General features: G+C 71.8%; 20 protein-coding genes. 4 read left to right on the top strand and 16 right to left on the bottom strand.

Features of this window, described 5'->3' with window-relative positions:
* Positions 1 to 55 precede the first annotated feature (55 nt).
* From J2126_RS17230 to J2126_RS17200, 7 genes are all read right to left on the bottom strand, one after another.
* Positions 56 to 1381, bottom strand: a complete 1326-nt coding sequence (locus J2126_RS17230; protein WP_209488098.1) for an SGNH/GDSL hydrolase family protein — start codon at positions 1379 to 1381, stop codon at positions 56 to 58.
* Positions 1382 to 1586: 205 nt separating this feature from the next.
* A complete protein-coding gene (locus J2126_RS17225) occupies positions 1587 to 1907 on the bottom strand; it encodes a spike base protein, RCAP_Rcc01079 family (RefSeq protein ID WP_209488097.1) in 321 nt (106 codons plus the stop codon).
* A 23-nt stretch (positions 1908 to 1930) separates the two neighbouring features.
* A complete protein-coding gene (locus tag J2126_RS17220; RefSeq protein ID WP_209488096.1) occupies positions 1931 to 2632 on the bottom strand; it encodes a DUF2793 domain-containing protein in 702 nt (233 codons plus the stop codon).
* Between the two features lie 29 nt (positions 2633 to 2661).
* Positions 2662 to 6558: a baseplate multidomain protein megatron gene (locus J2126_RS17215; protein WP_209488095.1), complete on the bottom strand. Its 3897-nt coding sequence runs from the start codon at positions 6556 to 6558 to the stop codon at positions 2662 to 2664.
* 227 nt (positions 6559 to 6785) lie between these two features.
* Entirely contained in the window at positions 6786 to 7238 is a 453-nt protein-coding gene (locus J2126_RS17210; protein WP_209488094.1) for an NlpC/P60 family protein, read from the bottom strand.
* The gene (locus J2126_RS17205; RefSeq protein ID WP_209488093.1) at positions 7235 to 8125 is read right to left on the bottom strand and encodes a DUF2163 domain-containing protein; all 891 of its coding nucleotides are present in this window, start codon (positions 8123 to 8125) and stop codon (positions 7235 to 7237) included. The genes J2126_RS17210 and J2126_RS17205 overlap by 4 nt, the downstream gene beginning before the upstream one ends.
* A 7-nt stretch (positions 8126 to 8132) precedes the next feature.
* The gene (locus tag J2126_RS17200) at positions 8133 to 8774 is read right to left on the bottom strand and encodes a DUF2460 domain-containing protein (RefSeq protein WP_209488092.1); all 642 of its coding nucleotides are present in this window, start codon (positions 8772 to 8774) and stop codon (positions 8133 to 8135) included.
* 109 nt (positions 8775 to 8883) lie between these two features.
* Here J2126_RS17200 and J2126_RS17195 point away from each other — a divergent pair, with 109 nt between their 5' ends.
* Both J2126_RS17195 and J2126_RS17190 read left to right on the top strand, forming a co-directional pair.
* Positions 8884 to 9591 carry a hypothetical protein gene (locus J2126_RS17195; protein WP_209488091.1) on the top strand — a complete coding sequence of 236 codons (708 nt, stop codon included), beginning with the start codon at positions 8884 to 8886 and terminating at the stop codon, positions 9589 to 9591.
* 711 nt (positions 9592 to 10302) lie between these two features.
* Positions 10303 to 10599 (top strand): porin, encoded by a 297-nt coding sequence (locus J2126_RS17190; protein WP_209488090.1) that lies wholly within the window; start codon positions 10303 to 10305, stop codon positions 10597 to 10599.
* Between the two features lie 9 nt (positions 10600 to 10608).
* Here the strand turns inward: J2126_RS17190 and J2126_RS17185 are convergent, their stop codons facing one another.
* The 8 genes from J2126_RS17185 to J2126_RS17150 are packed head-to-tail and all read right to left on the bottom strand — an operon-like array spanning position 10609 to position 13763.
* Positions 10609 to 11175, bottom strand: a complete 567-nt coding sequence (locus tag J2126_RS17185; protein WP_209488089.1) for a phage tail tape measure protein — start codon at positions 11173 to 11175, stop codon at positions 10609 to 10611.
* Between the two features lie 4 nt (positions 11176 to 11179).
* Entirely contained in the window at positions 11180 to 11395 is a 216-nt protein-coding gene (locus J2126_RS17180) for a rcc01693 family protein (protein WP_209488088.1), read from the bottom strand.
* Entirely contained in the window at positions 11392 to 11739 is a 348-nt protein-coding gene (locus tag J2126_RS17175; protein WP_209488087.1) for a gene transfer agent family protein, read from the bottom strand. The genes J2126_RS17180 and J2126_RS17175 overlap by 4 nt, the downstream gene beginning before the upstream one ends.
* Before the next feature lie 11 nt (positions 11740 to 11750).
* Entirely contained in the window at positions 11751 to 12158 is a 408-nt protein-coding gene (locus J2126_RS17170) for a phage major tail protein, TP901-1 family (protein ID WP_024277874.1), read from the bottom strand.
* 12 nt (positions 12159 to 12170) lie between these two features.
* Positions 12171 to 12590, bottom strand: coding sequence for a DUF3168 domain-containing protein (locus J2126_RS17165; protein WP_209488086.1), 420 nt, complete (start codon positions 12588 to 12590; stop codon positions 12171 to 12173).
* The gene (locus J2126_RS17160; protein WP_209488085.1) at positions 12587 to 12883 is read right to left on the bottom strand and encodes a hypothetical protein; all 297 of its coding nucleotides are present in this window, start codon (positions 12881 to 12883) and stop codon (positions 12587 to 12589) included. Before J2126_RS17160 ends, J2126_RS17165 begins: the two co-directional genes overlap by 4 nt.
* Entirely contained in the window at positions 12880 to 13203 is a 324-nt protein-coding gene (locus tag J2126_RS17155) for a head-tail adaptor protein (protein WP_209488084.1), read from the bottom strand. Before J2126_RS17155 ends, J2126_RS17160 begins: the two co-directional genes overlap by 4 nt.
* Complete coding sequence (locus J2126_RS17150; RefSeq protein WP_209488083.1) at positions 13200 to 13763, bottom strand: head-tail connector protein; 564 nt, start codon at positions 13761 to 13763, stop codon at positions 13200 to 13202. The genes J2126_RS17155 and J2126_RS17150 overlap by 4 nt, the downstream gene beginning before the upstream one ends.
* Positions 13764 to 14133: 370 nt before the next feature.
* On the opposite strand from J2126_RS17150, the gene J2126_RS17145 reads away from it, so the two are divergent.
* On the top strand, positions 14134 to 14880 hold the full coding sequence (locus tag J2126_RS17145) for a S1 family peptidase (protein ID WP_245327407.1): 747 nt from the start codon (positions 14134 to 14136) through the stop codon (positions 14878 to 14880).
* 37 nt (positions 14881 to 14917) lie between these two features.
* Positions 14918 to 15745 (top strand): lytic transglycosylase domain-containing protein, encoded by an 828-nt coding sequence (locus J2126_RS17140; RefSeq protein WP_348634328.1) that lies wholly within the window; start codon positions 14918 to 14920, stop codon positions 15743 to 15745.
* A gap of 239 nt (positions 15746 to 15984) precedes the next feature.
* Here J2126_RS17140 and J2126_RS17135 read toward each other — a convergent pair whose 3' ends face one another.
* Positions 15985 to 17241, bottom strand: a complete 1257-nt coding sequence (locus tag J2126_RS17135; protein ID WP_209488082.1) for a phage major capsid protein — start codon at positions 17239 to 17241, stop codon at positions 15985 to 15987.
* Positions 17242 to 17259 lie beyond the last annotated feature (18 nt).

Below are 17259 nucleotides of genomic sequence, written 5' to 3'. Positions count from 1 at the left end.
CCCGGAAGGGATCGGAGGCAGGCAGCCGCCGTGGACGGCCGCCCGGTGGCGCGGCTCAGGCGGCGGGGATCTTCCAGATGCCGACGCGGCCGATGCGGACGACGCCGGTGCCGCCGGCGGCAATCCAGCGCGGCCGCGCGCGCCAGTAGAAGCTGGAGAAGCCCTCCGGGATGGTGAGCACGCCCGTCACCAGCGTCACCTCGTGATCGCCCTGGAAGAAGGTGCCCACCGCCGCCGCGGGATCGTCCGTCGTCGCCCGCTCCAGCGCTCCGGCGCGATAGGTGGTGGAGCCGGAGGTGGATTCCACGAAGAAGCTGGCGCCCTTCCACTGCGCGAGCCCCGACGCCGCCACCGAGGCGGTGGCGAACACCTTGTCGCCGGCCGCGAAGCGGGCGCTGAGGTTGAAGGAGGAGAGGGAGAGGTTGTCTTCATTGGCGCCGGTATTGGTCACCGTCACGCGCCAGTCGTTGCCGAAGCCGTCCGCCCGCGCCACCGTGTCGGAGGCCCCATAGGAGCTCCCCCAGGTGCCGGACTTCAGCAGAGTACATCCGCCCGGAACAGTGCCCGTGATGGTGCCGGAGGTGGAGTTCGTGCCGCCCGAGGTGGTGGTGAACAGCGGATTGTCGAACATCTGCTGCCCGGCGGAATTATAGCCGTAGGTATCCGTCACCGATGCCACCAGCCGGGGCGCCTTGGGGGTGATGCCCTCCAGCGCCTCCTTCACCACGAGGCCCATGTAATAGGCGCCCTTGTGGCTGGGATGGATGCCGTCGTCCGCCTGCAGATAGCCGCTCTTCGGCTGGCCGGTGGCGCTGGTGGGATCGACGAGCGCGGCGGCGAAGTCCGCAACCACGAGCCCGGGATAGGTGTGGGGCAGCGCGCGGATCCAGCTGTTCATGGTATGCACGCGATAGACCCGCTCCGCGCTCCAGCTGGTGTTGCTGGACAGCGTGGGCATGATGGTGCCGATGAGCACGCGCACGCCCGCCGCGCGGCACTTCGCGATGGCGGCGGAGACATTGGTCTTGAAGCCCGCGATGATCTCCGCCGAGGTGCCGGTGGAGGCGTTGGCGTCATTGGCGCCGATCAGCATCCAGCACCAGTCGGGCTGATAGGCGAGGACCTTTTCGTCCATGTTCGCCAGCATCGTGTCGGACCGGGTCGAGCCGACACCGGCATTGTTGAGGAAGGTGAAGCGTCCGCCCATCACGGCGTTGGCCCACACCGCGTAGGAAATGTCGAACTGGGTGATGACGTTGTCGGTGTAGCCCATCTGCTGGGTGATGCTGTCGCCGGTGATGACGACGGTCTGCGCGCCAACGGCGGCGAGGCGGCCGACGGCATCGGACATGGCGACGCCGGGAAGGGTGAAATCGGTCATCCTCAAAGCTCCACGTAAACTGGCCGCTGCCGTCCGTCGCCGTCGATGACGAAGACGGGCCGGTGCGCACCGGAAGGGTCGGTGACGAAAACCCAGCCGCAGCCGGGCGGCGGGCCGGGAAGGGGGATGCTGCGCGCGCGCGCGGCGCGGCCACGGCCCACGGCCGTGCGCGGGGCGTCTGTGCCGGGGCCGAGCATGGCGGGCCTCAGCGATCGGTCAGCGCATAGACGGACAGGCCGGCGCTGGTGCCGGCGACCCAGACCCGGCGCACCTGGCACGGTGGCAGCGGCTGGAGGCCGGCGAGCGCGCGGACGTCGACCACCGCGTCGTCCGCACTCCCGACGGGCGTGATGCGGATGGTGGCGACGCCGCCCGCCACGTCCTCCGGCACGAAGACCCACAGGGCCTTGGCGTAGACGGGCAGGTCCTCGGTGTCCGAGGGCGTCACCGCCACCAGGTGGCGCGAGGGCGAGGAGAGGGAAGCGGCGAGCCCGCTGAGGGGATCGCGCGCCGGATCGTAGGGCATGGACAGGCACTCCGCGGATGGGATCAGGCGCCGGGACCGGCGAACAGGAGGAGGTGAAGGGCGATGCGCACCGTGCCGCCCGCGAAGCTGCCGCCGACGGCGGTGAGGCGGACCGGGGTGGGCGCGTAGAAGGCAGTGGGGCCGATGACGCCCATGTTCGTCGCGCCCGCCGCGGCGCCGAGGCTCCCGCCGAACTTCGCGGGCTCGCCGGCAATGCCGCAATCATAGGCCGAGGCCCCGGTCACAGCCGTCAGAGTGCGACAGGAGACGGCGAGCACGATGGCGCGGTCGGGGATGGCGAGCGCGCTTTCGGTGTAGGCCCCCGAGAGGTTCACATCCTCTTCCAGCACCCGCGCCGAGATGGCCGCGCGGCTGGCACTCGCGGCCAGAGGCGAGACCCACGCGCCACCGTCGAACACAGCGAGCCGCCCCTCGTCGCGGATGAAGGCGAGGAAGCCCTGAGCCACGGGCAGGAAGTCGAACGCACCCGCCTCATAGGCCGCGATCGTCCCGTCCCGCCCCGCAAAGATACCCATCGCCCCGATGGGCACGAACCAGCGCGCGCCATCGGCGGGTGAGGCCGGCGGCGCGGTCGCGGTGGCGCTCTCCAGCACCAGTTGCACGAAGGCGTCGAGGCGGCGGATGGCCTCATTATGGGTGACATGCTTCTGCGCCTGGGCCGCCGCGATATACGGCAGCGCCAGGTTCGCCGATTGCTCGGACATGGCTGGACCTCGAAGGAAGGAGAAGAGCCTTACGGCCGCACGCTTGTCGTCATCGCCGCCCCCGCGCCGACGCTGGCCGAGAGCTGGGCGATGCGGACGGTGAGTTCCGCCTGCGGGGCGCCGAAATCGGCGATCTCGTCGGCGGCCGCATAGAGGGCGTCAGGCGACGTGAGGGTGAAGGTTCGCCGCACCGTCCCGCCATCGAGAATGTCGAGCCGGTAGGCCTCGCTGGCTTCGCCCAGCGGCACCTCCACCGCCTCCCATCCGTCGCCCGCGATGCGGGTGCGGCGGATGAAGGAGAGCGCGACGCCCGCCCCCGTCCGCCGCGCCCGCACATGCACCGGCGAAAGCGGCGCGAGCGCGCGGCCGGAGACGGTGGCGGACACTTCCGTCACCTCCTCCGCGCCCTGGTCGTCCCGGGCCGAGCCGACGCGATAGATGAAGCTGCGCCCCAGCGCCGCGACGCCGCTGGCGACGCTCACCAAGGTGCCGTCGAGGCGCACGATGCGCGTGCCTGCAGGCCACGCTTCCGCCCCCGCGCCTTCCGTGCCGGCGAGGCCGCGCAGCAGGCCGCTGAGGCGATAGCTGCCCGCATCCACCAGTTCCGCCTCGGTGAAGGCGACGATTTCCGGCGCGCGGTCGTCGGCCAGGAGCACGAGGAGGTTGGTCCCCGCCAGCACCTCGGCCTCGCTCGCCGAGACGAGGAGGGAGGTCTCAAGCGTCACCTCCATCCAATTGTTCCGGTCGAACCGCCACAGCGGTCCCGGAGGAAGCGGCGCGGTGAGGGTGCCGAAGGTGGCGGAGGCGGTGATGGGCGCCAGCGTCTCGAAGGTCGCGCCATCGGTGGAGCGCCAGATGGCGAGCGTGCCCGGCCACGGCGAAGCGGCGGCGGCAAGCCATTGCAGCGGAACGGGTTCCGCCTCCGACAAGGCCGGCAGGTCGAGCACCCGCACGGCGGGCGGGCCGGAGGCGCCGGGCAGCGCGATGGCGCCCGCCCCCTCCTCCGCCAGTGCCACGTCGAACACCTCCGGCTCGATGGTGCGGGCGGTGACGGCCAGCGCCTCCGCCTCCTCCACCCGGACGATCTCCACGAGCCGCGTGCGGCCATCGAAGGTCAGCCGCACGAGGTCTCCGGGGGCGAGCGCGAGCAAGGAGGGCGGGAGGGAGAAGGAGAGCGTCTCGCGCCCGGCCCACAGGTCCTGAAGCCAGACATCGGCGGCCCGCACCATCACCGCGTCGGAGGCCACCACCGCGAGGTCCGCCTGCGTCACGTGCCGGCTCTTCCCCGCGAGGCGGCGGGAGGAGACGGTGGCGCGGCGATAGTCGCGCAGGGCATCAACGAAGCCCACCGTCACCTCCAGCGGCAGCTCCGTCTCCTGCGCGCGGGTGACGGCGAGAAGCGGCGTGCCCTCCACCTGCACCAGATCGTCGGTGGCGATCTCCGCCACCGCCCCCTGCCCGCGCGGGCGGAAGACGATGCGGCCGTCCTCCTCCCCCGCCTCGAAGGCGAAGGCGCGGGCGAGCGGCTCCAGCGCGGCGCGGGCGGTCATGGGCTGCTCCACCACATAGCCCTCGACGGCGCCGGCAAGCTGCGCGCTGTCCATGTCGGTGATGCCGAAATCGGCGGCGAGCGTCGCCACCAGGGCATCCAGCGGCGCGGAGCCGAGACGGCCGGTAAGCCAGTGGCCGGTGGCCCAGTTGGCGCCGTCCGCCCACACGTCGGTGGCGTAGGGGAACTGGGGATAGGGCCGTGCATCCCAGCTCCACAGGAACAGCGCGTCGGGCTCGACCATGCGGCCGGGATAGAGGGTCGCGGCGGGGTTGTCGGTGGGGTCCGCATCCGCGCCGAAGGTGGCGAGGATGGCCTCCAACGCGCGGCGCTGGATGAGGTCGTCCCGTGCGCCGGAGGAGAAGGGCGGCAGGCGGTTCTCGGCGGATTTCGCATCCGGGAAGGCGCTCGGCCGGTTGGCGCCCTTGTCCACCGCCGGGCATCCCGCCTCCATCAGGCGGATGGGCTTGGCGCCGGGCACATAAGCGGTGGGCGTCGCGCTGCGCACGCCCGCGATGCGCTCATGATGGGCGTTCGCCCACCAGGACCAGAGATCCTTCTGGCGATACACCCACGGCTCGCCGAAGGCGCCATCCGTGATAGCGGTGCGGTCCTGCGCGGCGCGGGCGGCATCGTCCGCATAGAACCAGTCGAAGCCCTCGCCCCGGCGCAGGTTGGCCTTCAGATACGCGCGGTCGTGGATGGACTGCGCCAGCGCCGCATCGAGATGGGCGGAGCCGTCGCGCCAGTCGGCGAGCGGGGGGTAGTAATCGATGCCGATGAAGTCCACCGCATCGGCGCCCCACACCGCATCGAGGGGAAAGCACACGCCGGAGGCGAGCACCTGCGCGCCGTATTCCGTCCAGTCGGCGGCATAGGAGACGAGGGTATCCGGCCCCACCACCGCCTTCACATCGGCCGCCAGAGCGGCCAGAGCGGCGGCGGCGGGGAAGGCACCGGTGTCGTCCGTGAGGCGGGTGAGCGCGGCCATTTCCGAGCCGATGAGGATGGCCTCCACCCCGCCCGCCGCGACGGCGAGATGGGCGTAATGCAGCACCATGCGGCGCAGGCTCCATTCCTCCGGCCCGTGATAGATCACGCTCGACCCGACGCGGGTGAAGTCCCCCGCCACGGCCGTGCCGAACAACGCCTGAACCTGCGCGTGGCAGGCCGCCGTGCCGTCCACCGTCCCCGTCCGCCCCGGCGCGGGATCGCAGGTGATGCGCCCGCGCCAGGGATGGGGCGGCTGGGCGGCGGCGCCGGTCCAAGGATCGGGGCGGGTGTTGTCGGCGGGGATGTCCATCATGACGAAGGGGTTGAGCGTCACCTTCAGCCCCGCCTCCGCCATGCGCTGGATGGCGCGCACCACGCTGTCGTCGGAGGGGGTGCCGCCATAGGCCGCGCGACCCTCGTATTGCGAGACGGCGGGCGTGGTGAGCCGCGTCTGTCCTGCCACGCTCCACAGCGCGGGGGCGGTCGCCTTGTTCGTGCGCTCGCACTTCGGCCGCACGGCGCATTGGCCGGCGCGCAGATCGTCGCCGAACCAGGACACCACCAGCGACACGCGCGACAAGTTCGGGCAGGCGCCGAGGAGCTGGTCTAGGGAGGCCTCGAAATCGCTGAAGAAGGAGGTGACGTGCCGGTTCTCCGGCCCGTAGCTCGCCTCGCCATAGACCTGGCGGATGTTGCGCGTGTCGTAGCCGAATTCGGTGGCGCCGGGGATCAAAGTCACCGCGCGCACCTGGCGCTCCAGCGCGCCGATGGAGCGCTCCACCTCCACGGTGATCTGCGGCAGGCGGTTGCCGTAGTCGGTGAGTTCCAGATTGCGGAAGGTGAGGTAGGCGACGCCGCGATAGGCCGGCGTTCCGAGCGTGCCCTGCTTCGCCTCGATCCACGAGTCCGGCGCCTCGTCCGCCCCGCCGAGATGGGTGGTGATGTGCAGGCGGCGCGTGTCGAGCAGCTTGCCGTCCGCCCAGATGCGGCCGATGCGCGAGACCGGACCTTCGCACAGGGCCACGGCGAAATTGGCGTAATAGGTGTAGGTCGTGGTGCTGGCGGAAAGGCTGCCGCCCTTGCCACCGACGGACTGCGTCTCCTCCTTCTTCACCTCCTTGAGCTTGGTGGCCCAGATCACCTGTCCGGCGAGGCGCGCGCGGCCGTAGATGCGGGGCAGCGGTGCACCGGCGGTGGAGGCCATCACGTCGAGGTCGGTGAGGCGCGGGCCTTCCGCATGGCGCGAGCGGTTGCCGCCGAGAAGCGCCCCGTCGATGACCGAGCCGCCGAGCGCGCCAAGCGCCCGCCCCGCCACCGCGCCGATGGGTCCGAACAGCGCGCCGCCGATAAGGCCGCCGGCCGCGCCGAGAAGCAGCGTCGCCATGGGTGAGGCTCCGGAATGGGGGGAAGATGATCCGAACCCGCCCCATCGCACCGTCATCGCCCGGCGTGTCCGGGCGATCCACGGTTTGGCGGGGTCGGGTTTGCGGGCAGCGCTCAAGCGGCCCGGTGGATGCCCCGGACAAGCCGGGGCATGACGGTGGGGAGGACGGTGCAAGCGCTCCACCTGCGGTGTCGCTTGTCCGGGGAACGGTGGATGAACCTCGCCCCCTACCCCACCCCGGGAAACGCGAACGCATACGCCAGCCGCCGCCGCCACCAGGGGGTCAGCGCGGTCTCGCACACGCTCGCGCCGTCATAGGCGTGGATCATGCGCCCGCCCTCGCAAAGCAGCGCGGCGTGCTTCGCCGGAAGGTGCTCCCGGAAGCGGAACAGCACCACGTCGCCGGGCTGCGCCTCGGCCAGCGGAATGGCGACGAGATGGCGCCGCGCGGTGTCGGCCAGCGTCTCGCAGCGACCGGCCTCGGCCCAGTCGGGCGCGTAGGACGGCAGCGTCTCCGGTTCCGGCCCCACCACCGCGCGCCAGACGCCGCGCACGAGGCCGAGGCAGTCCGCGCCGTGGCCCTTCAGGGAGGCACGGTGGAGATAGGGCGTGCCGATCCAGGCGCGGGCCTCGGAGAGGATGGCAGCGCGCAGAGCGCCGGGGTCTGCGGGCGCGCTCATTCCCTCAGGCTCCCGTCGTATCCACCCTCGCCGGGAATGGCGACGGAGATGACCGCATCGTTGCCCGGCATGTGCGGGAAGCCGCGGAAATTGAATGCGTTTGAGAAGCGGTCGCGACAGGTCGAAAAGCGCTTGTCGCAGCCGGCGGTGAGGGTGATTTCGTCGCCCTCCGCCACGTCGAACGGCGGGCGCTGCCACAGGCGCAGGACCACCCCTTCCGCCTCCACGAGGTGCGCCTTCACCTCCGTCGCGAAGACCGCATTGGCCCCGGTCGCGAACATCGCGCGCCCCCGCGCGAAGGCGCCGGCGGGAAAGCCGCCGAGCCCGCTCACGCGCAGGCGCAGTGCCCCTTGGACGTTGCTCACGACGGCGGTGGCGGAATGGGCCGACGCGGCGAGGTCCACGCCGCAGCGGGCGTCGCCGAGATCGGCATCGCAGGTGGGGGTAAAGAGGCGCCCGCGCGTCTGGTTGAAGGCATCCGCCAGAGCGCGAATCTCGGCGGTGAACACGCCGTCTTCCGAGCGCACCTCGCCGATGGTTCCGCGCCGCAGGAGGAGGTGCTGCGCGGGCGACTGCCAATTGACCAGAAGCAGGTCCACGCCAGCCCCGTCATAGAGGCCGGCGGCGAGGTCCGCCGCATCGAGCGCATCCGCGCTGAGCGCGCCGGAAAGTTCTGCGCCGGTGACGGAAAGCCCCTGCGCCTGCGTGCTTTCCGAGCCCGCGATGCCGGAGGCGGCGAGGAAGGTCACGCCCGCGATGAGGAGGTCGCGATCATGGTCGGTGAAGCCGAGCACGGTGCCGTCGCGGCGGGTGACGCGCCAGGCGCGGCACAGCGTCGTGACGCCGCTCGCGAGATGGTCGGCGAGCGCGGGATCAAGGGTACGCATGTCAGCCTCACACGCGGATTTCGATGACGGGGATGCGGGGGATCGCGCCGGCCGCGAAAGCAGAGAGATCCACCTCAAGAAAATCGGTGTCGAAGCGCACCGGAACATCGAAGCGGAAGCCCGCCGTGACCACCGCCGACGCGGGCGGGATCGCACCCGCCGCGAAGGTGATGAGGCCCCGCGTGGCATCGAGAGAAAAGTGCGCGCCTTCAACATGTTCGATGCCATTCACCGCGACCTTCACGCTGCCCGCGACGGGCTTGGTGATGGCCCGCAGATAGGGGGCGTGGAGAGCGCCGTAACGCTTCGTCAGCGCGAAGGTGGCTCGCACGCCGTCGCCGGCGCCGATGAGCTGGTCGAGGGCGCTCACCTCGCCGTCCGGAGCGGCCGACGACTGGTCGAGACGATCGCGCCAGCGGAAGCCGTGGAGACGCCCACGACGCTCCTCGAAGAAGGCGACGATTTCGGCCAGCGCGGCGAAGGTTTTCACCCCGTAACCAGCATCCCAGCGCCGTCGCGAATCAGCCTGGCGCGTGTTGCGTTCCTCGCGTCCCGATGCGGTGGTGACCACCTCTGTGACACGCTCCGGACCGCCGGAAGCGCCGAGAGCGACCTCCAGCGGAAACAAAATCTCATGAAAGGCGGCCATATGATGCCCCCATCCCCTAATTCTTGGCCGAAATCAGTAGAGATGGCCTTGACATAGTTGAACGTGACGCCTTGACTTTCCGATGCCCCGTTGAGCATGGAGCGAAAGCATGGCTACCAAGCCCGCGAAAAAGCCGGCCGCCGCCGCCGAGAAACCCGCCGAGAAGAAGGCCGCAGCCCCCAAGGCCGCAGCCAAGACCACAGCACCCAAGACCGCAGCACCCAAGCCCGCCGCCAAGCCCGCCGCCGCTCCCAAGGCTGCTGCACCGAAGGCCGAAGCCAAGACCGCCGCACCGAAGGCCGCCGCGCCGAAGGCGCCTGCCAAGAAGGCTGCTGCACCGAAGGCTGAAGCCAAGGCCGCGGCTCCCAAGGCCGCTGCCCCGAAGGCGCCTGCCAAGAAGGCCGCTGCGCCCAAGGCTGCTGCTCCCAAGGCCGCTGCCCCGAAGGCCGAAGCCAAGGCCGCGGCTCCCAAGGCTGCCGCCAAGAAGGCTGCTGCTCCCAAGGCCGCTTCCGCGAAGGCCGCCGCCAAGCCGGCCGAGGCTCCGGCTCCCGAGAAGAAGGCCACCGCTCCGAAGGCTGCAAAGGCACCCGCCAAGGCCGCTGCGCCCAAGGCCGCTGCCCCCAAGGCCGCTGCGAAGCCCGCTGCCGAGAAGAAGGCTGCCGCTCCCAAGAAGGCTGCCGCCCCCAAGGCTGCTGCGAAGCCGGCCGCTGCCGCGGCTCCCGCACCCGCGCCGGAGACGAAGCCCGCTGCCCCCAAGGCTGCCGCCAAGCCCGCCGCCAAGAAGGCTGCTGCGCCGAAGGCTCCCGCGAAGAAGTGATCTTCGCTCCCCGATGGCGGCGTGCGGCTCAGGGCCCGCGCCACCGCCATCGGAGCGCCGCCGCAGGGCGGAGACACGAGACGGACGCCCAAGGGCGACGGAAGAGCGAAGATGCCGCCCACGGGCGGCAGCAGGGACCGGCTCCCGGCTTTCGTCCGGGAGCGCATGTTTGGCATTCGTCTGCGCCCGGGCACCGTGAGGCCTGGGCCTTTGCGTATCAGGGCACCCCTATTCCAGGGTGCCGATAGGTGGACGTCGTATCCGTTCGGGCATCGGCCAGTGGGGCAAGGCCGGAATGCCGCGAACGGAACGACCTCGCCGTGGGAAGCCGTCCCACCGATCGCACGCGCAAGCCGTCGCGGGCTTGCGGAGACGCTCGGCAAAGGGACGTTCCGCACCGGACATGATCTCGACAGGACCAGGAGGCGCCGGCACAGCTCAGCCGGACGGCGCTTCCGTGGGGCGTGCGATGTATCCGCGCCTTGGATGAGCGCGCTACCCGCCAACGGCCTCAACGTCACGCGCGACATTCCGCCCTCACGCGCAAGCTGCCGGTTGGTCAGGGGATTTCGCGGCGGGCGCGGCGGCGCTATGGTCCCGGTGGCTCGCATCGGGCGAGCCGGTCCGGAATCTGCCTCGCTGCCAAAGCTCGCTGCCATGCCTCGCGCGTCTGCCCCCCTCTTCTCAGCCCGGCGCTTCGGCGTGGCGCGGATGTCTTTTGCGCTGGTGCTCGTCGCGGCCTTCGTCGGGGTCGCCGGTAGCGCGGCGATGGCGCAGTCCGCCAGCAAGGGCTCCAGCGGCAGCGGCAAGAGCGACAGCTTCTGCGCCAGCTATGGCGCGGGCTTCCAGCGGGTGCCCGGCACGGATTCCTGCGTGCGCAGCGGAGCGGCCGTGCGCACCGATGCCTACGGCGGCAATGCACCGAGCAACGCGCCGAACCAGTTCAACAACACCATCACCCCGTCCCAGCCCTCCGCTGCGCCCGACCCGTGGAAGTCCGCGCGCTGAGGTGAGCCCTCACCCGCCGCGCTGCCCGCGCGCCACCGCCCGCGCCACCAGGCCCGAGACGTAGGCATCGGAGCGGCGGAAGCCGGAGAGGTCGGGCGTCGCAATATTCACCGTCACCGGCCCGCGTCCCGCGCCTTCGGCGCTGCGCACGCCCAGCCGCCCGTCCGCCCCGCGCGCCAGCGGCAGGATGGCTTCCGCGCCTTTCTCCCCCATCAGGCCGAGGGAGGCGCCGAGGGGAAAATAGGTGGGCGCCGCCACCACCCCGCCGCGCGCGAAGGGCTTCACCTGTCCGTCCCCGATCACCCCGCCCTTGGCGAAACCGAGCCCGCCGGCACCGGAGAGAAGAGACGTGAGCGAGCTCTCCAGCGGCTTCAAAGCGGCGGTCAGCGCGAGGTTGGCGAGGCGCGTCGCGAGCTGCTCCAGCACCGTGCCGAGGTCCTTGCCCTGCACGGCGAGCCCGGTGAAGGCGGAGGCGAGCGCCGAAGAAAAGCCGCGCGCGGAGACTTCCGCCGCGCCCAGCGCCGCCATGGCGCTGCGGGTGTCCACCTGAAGGGCGATATCGACGGTCTCGGTCACGGCATCATCCTCTCATGCGATCGGGAAACCGCGCCATGAGCGCGGCAAGGCCGGCGCGGTCGATGGCCTCCGACGCGGCGGGCAACAGCGCGGAAAGGGCGGCCGCAAGCTCGCGCGGCGTCATCCGCCAGAAGGCGTCGGGGGCAAGCCGCAGCAGGCCGAAGCCGGCGCCGATGGCGAGCGCCCAGGGAAAGGCGCGCGCCGCGGGCGCCTCCTTCACGCCCGCTGCGGCACGGGAGGGGATGGGGTCGTCTCCTCCCCGCCGAAGGTGGCGGCCAGCAATTCGGCGACGATGCGCGCGAAGCCCGCCGCGCCGCCATCCGCCCGCATCCGCTCCACCTCCTCCACGCTCACGCCGACCCCCGCGCCATTGAGCCCGGCGGCGATGATGCGCGCGGCGTCCCGCGCCGAAAGGCGGCCCCGGCCGAACCGCTCGGCGAGCGCCATGAGATCGTCCGCGCCGAAGGCGGCTTCCAGCTCCGCCAGCGCCCCCAGTGTGAGGACGAGCACGCGCGGCGTGCCGTCGAGCACGGCGGAAATCTCGCCGCGCCGGCGGTTGGGCATCCCGCCGCCCATCACAGGGCCGCGAAGGCGATCTCGCCTGCGCTCTCCAAGGTGAGGTCGAAGGTGATTTCCCGGTCGTGCTCGGCCGCGATCTCCAGCGCCGTCACCTGGAACGGGCCGGTCAGCGTGCCGAAATCCGGGATCAGCAACTGGCAGCTCGCCAGCGCGCCGGAGAAGAAGAGCTGGCGGACGAGGGCGTCGGACGCCGCGTCCTTGAACACGCCGGAACCGGAGACGGAGGCGCGCTTCACGCCCGCCCCGTCCAAAAGTTCGCGCCAGCGGCCGGCGCTCTCGGAATGGGTCACGTCCACGCTCTGCGCGTTGAAGGCGAGGGTGCGCGTGCGCAGCCCCGCCACGGTGATGAAGGAGGTGCCGTCATGCACCTTCAGGAGAAGGTCCTTGCCCTTCTGCGCGGCCATTTTCGTCTCCGGTCAAACGGGCTCGGTGACGGCGCGGAACCGTACCAGAGCGTGGAAGGTGCGCCCGTCGCTCTCGCGGCGGACCTCGGCGGTGGTGGCGCGCAGATTGGCGAGGCGATGGCCCTCAAGCGCGAGGGGCGCGTCGTGCAGCGCCGCCTGCACTCGCGCGGCGATGGCGAAGGCCTCCGCCCGCCCGCCGGAGCGGGAGAAGACGTGCAGCGTCAGCGCCTGCTCGGTGCCCGCCTCGGTGGCGGTGGACCAGTCCGCCACCACCGCCTCGCCGAGGGTGACGAAGGGAAAATCCGCATCGCCCGGCGGCACGTCATGGATGCGCGGCGCGCCGATGAGCGCCACCAGCGCCGCGTCCGCCACAAGGGCGGCGTGGATGGCGGCGCGCAAAGCGAGCGCGGGACTGTCGAGGGGCAGGCTCACGGGCGCCTCCTGCGGGCGAAGAGCAGGCGGATGCGGTCGATCACCGGGTCGCCCGGCCGATCGAAGGCGCCGCGCACGCGCTCCAGAAAGGCCATGCCGGAGACCTGGACCAGAGGCCGCGCGGGGGTGCCCGCGACGGTGGCAACGGCGCCGGTCTCGGCGCCGATCTCGGCCGCGAGATCCTCGGCGGGGCGGGCGGCCGCAGCCGCTTCCGCATCCGGGAAATGGCGGGCGGCGATGCGGCGGGCGAGACCGTCGAGGCCGCGGGTGCGAACGCTGAGTTCGCTCCTCATGTCTGCTCCTCGCTGCAGCGGATGCGATGGAAGCGGCCGCGCCCGTCCGCATCGGCGATGGATTCCACCGCCAGCACGCGGCCGGCATGGATCAGCCGGTCGCCGGCCGCGATGGTGTTGGGCGCCCGCACGGTGACGCGCAGCACGCGCGCCGCGCGGGGGCGGTCCTCGCCAAGGCCGTAGGCGGTGGAGACCTCCTCCACCGCGCCCCACAGCACATCGACGGAGATGAAGGAGCGCGCGACGCCGCCGGCGCCGTCCGGCACCTCCAAAGGCGTCTGGTGGGTAAGGCGATGGCGCAGCGCGCCGATGCCGCTCACAGCCGCACCACGCGATAGGGCGCGATGAGCGCGCGGACGGCGGCGGGGAGCGCCGTGGCATCCCCCGGCCCGTCGCGATGCTCGTAGAGATGGGCGAGCATGAGCCGCACCGCCTGCACGAGATCGGCCGGCACGCCAGAAGCGTCCGCGCCATAACCGGCGAGGAGCGTGATGACGATGCCGCCATGGGAGACGAGGGGCGCCGAAACCTGCGCGGGCGAAACGCGGATCAGCGCCGGCGCCCGGTCGCCCACCAAAGCGAGCGCGCCTTCGGGCAGCGCCACCGGCGTGCCGTCCGCCGCCGCGACCGTGGCTTCGAGGATCGTCCGCACCGGAGCCACGGGCGCCGGGATGACGCCACGCAGGGGCCAGCGGTCCAGCGAGACGCGCCAGGTCTGGTCCATCAGGATGCGCCCGCTCTCGGCCTCCACATGGCGGCGGGCGGCGGCGATCAGGGCATCGATGAGGGGGTCCTCCGCGTCGGTCTCGACACGCAGGAAGGCCTTCGCCTCCGCCCGCGTCAGCGGTTCGGCGGCGGGGCCGGAGAGAAGTTCGGCCATGGGGGGGCTCCGGGTGAAATGGATGGGCGAGTGGCAGTTGCGCGGCGGGCGGCCCCTTCCGGCACCGGCCGTGCTCCCTCTCCCCTCGAAGTCGGCTATTGCCGACTTCGACCCTCACGAACCGAACTCGGCAAAAGCCGAGTTCGGGCGGGAGAGGGTGGGGGTGAGGGGCGTGGCGCAGCAGGGACTGGCGTCGGGTTTGGCGGAGAGGTCTCTCCCCCTCACCCCCTGCCTCTCTCCCGCGAGGGGAGAGGGGAGGAAGAACTTGTGCCGCCGTCGCCCTCTCGAGCACCGGATCGGTCTTCCGGCTGCGCATTCCCTTGTCCGGAGCACCATTGACGCTCCCGGCGGCGGGCGGCAGAAACGGGGGATGATGACGCTCCGCCCCCTCGCGCTCGCCCTCGCGCTCCTCTCCGCCGGCCCGGCCCACGCCATCGTCGGCGGCGGGACGGCGACGGCGGATGTGGCGGCACAGACAGTGATGATCGTCTCCACCCGCGGCGCCTCCTGCACCGGCACGGTGCTGGCCCGCGACCTGGTGCTGACGGCGGCGCACTGCGTCGCGCCGAAGGCGGACTATGCGGTGGCCATCCTCGGCGATGGCGAACCCCGGCTGGTGCCGGCGGCGCGCGTTTCGGTGCATCCGCGCTTCGACGCCGACCAGTTCCAGACCCGCCGGCCGACGCCGGACCTCGCCCTGGTGAAGCTCGCCGAGCCTTTGCCCGCGCGCTTCCGCACGGCGCGGCTCAGCCCGGCCACGGGACTGCCGGAGAAGGGCGCCACCTTCCGGATCGCCGGCTATGGCGTGACCGCCGATGGCGCCATGAAGAGCGCGGGCACGCTGCGCAGCGTCGCCCTGCCCTCCATCGGCAGCACCGGGGGCATCATGGTGCGGCTGTCCGCGCCAGAGGGCGCGGCCGGGGCCTGCACCGGGGATTCCGGCGGGCCGGCCTTCCTCGACGGCGCGGTGGCCGGCGTGGTCGGCTGGGCGACCGCCGCGGGCGGCGCGCGCGGCTGCGGCGGCGTCACAGGCGTCACCCTGGTGTCGCTGCATCGCGACTGGATCACCAGCACCGCCAAGATGCTGGGGAGCCCCCTCCCCGCGACCGGGCTCTGACGTGCGCGCCGCCCTGCAGCATGCATGGCGCGGCTTCGTGGTCCTTCTCGCGCTCGCGGCCCCCGCGCACGCCCAATCCCCCGGCGGCGAGACCGTCGATCACGCCATTTGCCGGCTCATCGACGGGGCAGCGGCGAAGGAGGGGCTGCCCGCCTCCTTCCTCACCCGCCTCATCTGGCAGGAAAGCTCGTTCCGCCCGGACGTGGTGAGCCGCGCGGGCGCGCAGGGCATCGCCCAATTCATGCCGGGCACGGCGAAGGAGCGCGGGCTCACAGATCCGTTCGATCCGGAGGCGGCGATCCCCGCCTCTGCCGCCTTGATCGCCGATCTCAACCGGCGGTTCGGCAATCTCGGCCTCGCGGCAGCCGCCTACAATGCCGGGCCGGGGCGGGTGAACGGGTTCCTCGGCGGCGGCGGACTGCCCAACGAGACGCGCGCCTATGTGCGCATCATCACCGGCCGCACGGCGGAGGATTGGGCCGGGCTGAAGAAGCAGGGCACGGCCGCCTTCGGCCCGGCGGATTTTCCGCCCGAGCCGTGCCTCGCCACTGTCGCGAGCCTGCGCAAGGGTGCGCCGGCGCCGGCGGCGGGCCAGCCGGCGAATGCGCTGTTCGCGCCCTGGGGCGTGCAGATCTCCGGCAATTATTCGCGCGACATTGCGCTGGCCTCCTTCCGGCGCGAGGCGCAGCGCGCGCCGCAGGTGTTCGCGGACCTCGTGCCGGTCATCATCTCCACGCGGGTGGGCGGGCGCGGCCCGCGCACCTTCTATCGCGTGCGCCTGCCGGCCCAGTCCAAGGCCGAGGGCATGAAGATGTGCGAGCGCCTCCGCAAGGCCGGCGGCGCCTGCCTGGTGCTGCCGAACTGAGGGGGTCATTTTTCCCTCTCCCCTTTGCGGGAGAGGGTGGATCGCGGCGCAGCCGCGAGACGGGTGAGGGGGCTGGTGCCGCGCAAGGCCGCAGCCGGACGGTTGGCGCTGAACACCCCTCACCCCCGGCCCCTCTCCCGCAAGGGGAGAGGGGAGAGCGCGCCCGCTTCGCGGCACTTTTGCGCTGGCCCCCGGATCGGCGCGCCGGCTTTCGCCGTCGCTGGTCCGGGGAACAGCCCTCAGCTCGCGGCGAACTTCATGAGCTTCGCGGCGTCGAAGTCCTGCACGCCGCCGCCCACGCGCTTGGTGGTGTAGAACAGCACGTAAGGCTTGGCCGAATACGGGTCGCGCAGCACCCGCACCCCGGCGCGGTCCACCACCAGATAGAAGCGGCGGAAGTCGCCGAAGGCGATGGCGTGGGCGTCCGCAGCGATGTCCGGCATGGCCTCGCTCTCGGCGACCGGGAAGCCGAGGAGGCTCGCCGGCTGGCCGACGCCTGCGGGGGGCGCCCAGAGATAATTGCCGTTCTCGTCCTTCAGCTTGCGCACGGCGCCTTGCGTCTTGCGGTTCATCACGAAGGTGGCGTTCTGGCGGTAGCCGCCCTTCAGCGCATAGACGAGATCGAGGAGCGGATCAGCCGGCGTCGCGGAGGGGAAGGCGCCGGCCGCGCCGGTGGCAACAAACCCCACCTTGTCCCAGGTCCAGGCGCTCTCGGCGACCTTGGTATAGGCCAGGAAGCCCTTGGGCTTGGCCACCCCGTCGCCGGTGACGAAGGCGGTGCCCTCCTGCTCGGCGAAGGCGGCGTCCACCTCCTGCGCCAGCCAGTCCTCGATGTTCACCTGCGCATCGTCGAGCAGCGCCTGCGTCGCCGCCGGCATGGCGTAAAGCTCCATGGCGGGGAAGGCGAGCTCGGCGAGGACCGGACTGTCCGTCTGCGGGCGGGCCGCCGTCTCGGCCGCCCAGCCGGAGGCGGGGCCTGAGGTCATGAAGGGCTTGCGATAGGTGCCGGCGCCGATCACCCGCACCGTGGCGAGCGCGCGGATGGGCGACAGGGCGGCGAGCCGCCGGCCGATCTCCTGCTCCGCCTCGTAGGGCACGAGATAGCCGCCGTCCGCGCCGGTGCCGGCGGAGAGGGCCTTCGCCTCCAGCGCCTTCAGGCCGCCGGCCTCGCCATGGCGGGCATAGGTGTCGAACGCCGCGCCGTGCTGGGAGGCATCCGCGGTGCGCTCGGGCGCCGCGCCCAGCGCCGGGCGGCGGGCCTTGGTGGCGAGGGCATCGAGCCGCGCCTGGTGGGCGTCGAGGGCCGCATCGATGCGGGCCAGCTGCTCGGTGGTGAGCACGTCCGCGCCGCGGCGCTCCATCTGGGCAAGGCGCGCGTCGTTGGTTTCCTTGTAGGCCTCGAAGGCGGACAGGAAATCGGCGACCGCGATGCGCTGCTCGGCGCCGGCCACCTTGGTTTCGGGCGCACCCTCGTGAGTGCCAGTATTCAGCGACATGGGAAGAACCTTCTGTTG

It is taken from the genome of Xanthobacter flavus (assembly GCF_017875275.1).
Classification (GTDB): domain Bacteria; phylum Pseudomonadota; class Alphaproteobacteria; order Rhizobiales; family Xanthobacteraceae; genus Xanthobacter; species Xanthobacter flavus_A.
Note: the sequence above shows the minus strand (reverse complement) of the source record. Positions and strands in the feature narration are given on the sequence as shown.

What these genes read in the sequence shown, in the direction of transcription:
- J2126_RS17230 (WP_209488098.1), bottom strand. Translation starts at nt 1,381, where the DNA reads ATGACCGATTTCACCCTTCCCGGCGTCGCCATGTCCGATGCCGTCGGC.
- J2126_RS17225 (WP_209488097.1), bottom strand. Translation starts at nt 1,907, where the DNA reads ATGCCCTACGATCCGGCGCGCGATCCCCTCAGCGGGCTCGCCGCTTCC.
- J2126_RS17220 (WP_209488096.1), bottom strand. Translation starts at nt 2,632, where the DNA reads ATGTCCGAGCAATCGGCGAACCTGGCGCTGCCGTATATCGCGGCGGCC.
- J2126_RS17215 (WP_209488095.1), bottom strand. Translation starts at nt 6,558, where the DNA reads ATGGCGACGCTGCTTCTCGGCGCGGCCGGCGGCCTTATCGGCGGCGCG.
- J2126_RS17210 (WP_209488094.1), bottom strand. Translation starts at nt 7,238, where the DNA reads ATGAGCGCGCCCGCAGACCCCGGCGCTCTGCGCGCTGCCATCCTCTCC.
- J2126_RS17205 (WP_209488093.1), bottom strand. Translation starts at nt 8,125, where the DNA reads ATGCGTACCCTTGATCCCGCGCTCGCCGACCATCTCGCGAGCGGCGTC.
- J2126_RS17200 (WP_209488092.1), bottom strand. Translation starts at nt 8,774, where the DNA reads ATGGCCGCCTTTCATGAGATTTTGTTTCCGCTGGAGGTCGCTCTCGGC.
- J2126_RS17195 (WP_209488091.1), top strand. Translation starts at nt 8,884, where the DNA reads ATGGCTACCAAGCCCGCGAAAAAGCCGGCCGCCGCCGCCGAGAAACCC.
- J2126_RS17190 (WP_209488090.1), top strand. Translation starts at nt 10,303, where the DNA reads ATGTCTTTTGCGCTGGTGCTCGTCGCGGCCTTCGTCGGGGTCGCCGGT.
- J2126_RS17175 (WP_209488087.1), bottom strand. Translation starts at nt 11,739, where the DNA reads ATGCCCAACCGCCGGCGCGGCGAGATTTCCGCCGTGCTCGACGGCACG.
- J2126_RS17170 (WP_024277874.1), bottom strand. Translation starts at nt 12,158, where the DNA reads ATGGCCGCGCAGAAGGGCAAGGACCTTCTCCTGAAGGTGCATGACGGC.
- J2126_RS17160 (WP_209488085.1), bottom strand. Translation starts at nt 12,883, where the DNA reads ATGAGGAGCGAACTCAGCGTTCGCACCCGCGGCCTCGACGGTCTCGCC.
- J2126_RS17150 (WP_209488083.1), bottom strand. Translation starts at nt 13,763, where the DNA reads ATGGCCGAACTTCTCTCCGGCCCCGCCGCCGAACCGCTGACGCGGGCG.
- J2126_RS17145 (WP_245327407.1), top strand. Translation starts at nt 14,134, where the DNA reads ATGATGACGCTCCGCCCCCTCGCGCTCGCCCTCGCGCTCCTCTCCGCC.
- J2126_RS17135 (WP_209488082.1), bottom strand. Translation starts at nt 17,241, where the DNA reads ATGTCGCTGAATACTGGCACTCACGAGGGTGCGCCCGAAACCAAGGTG.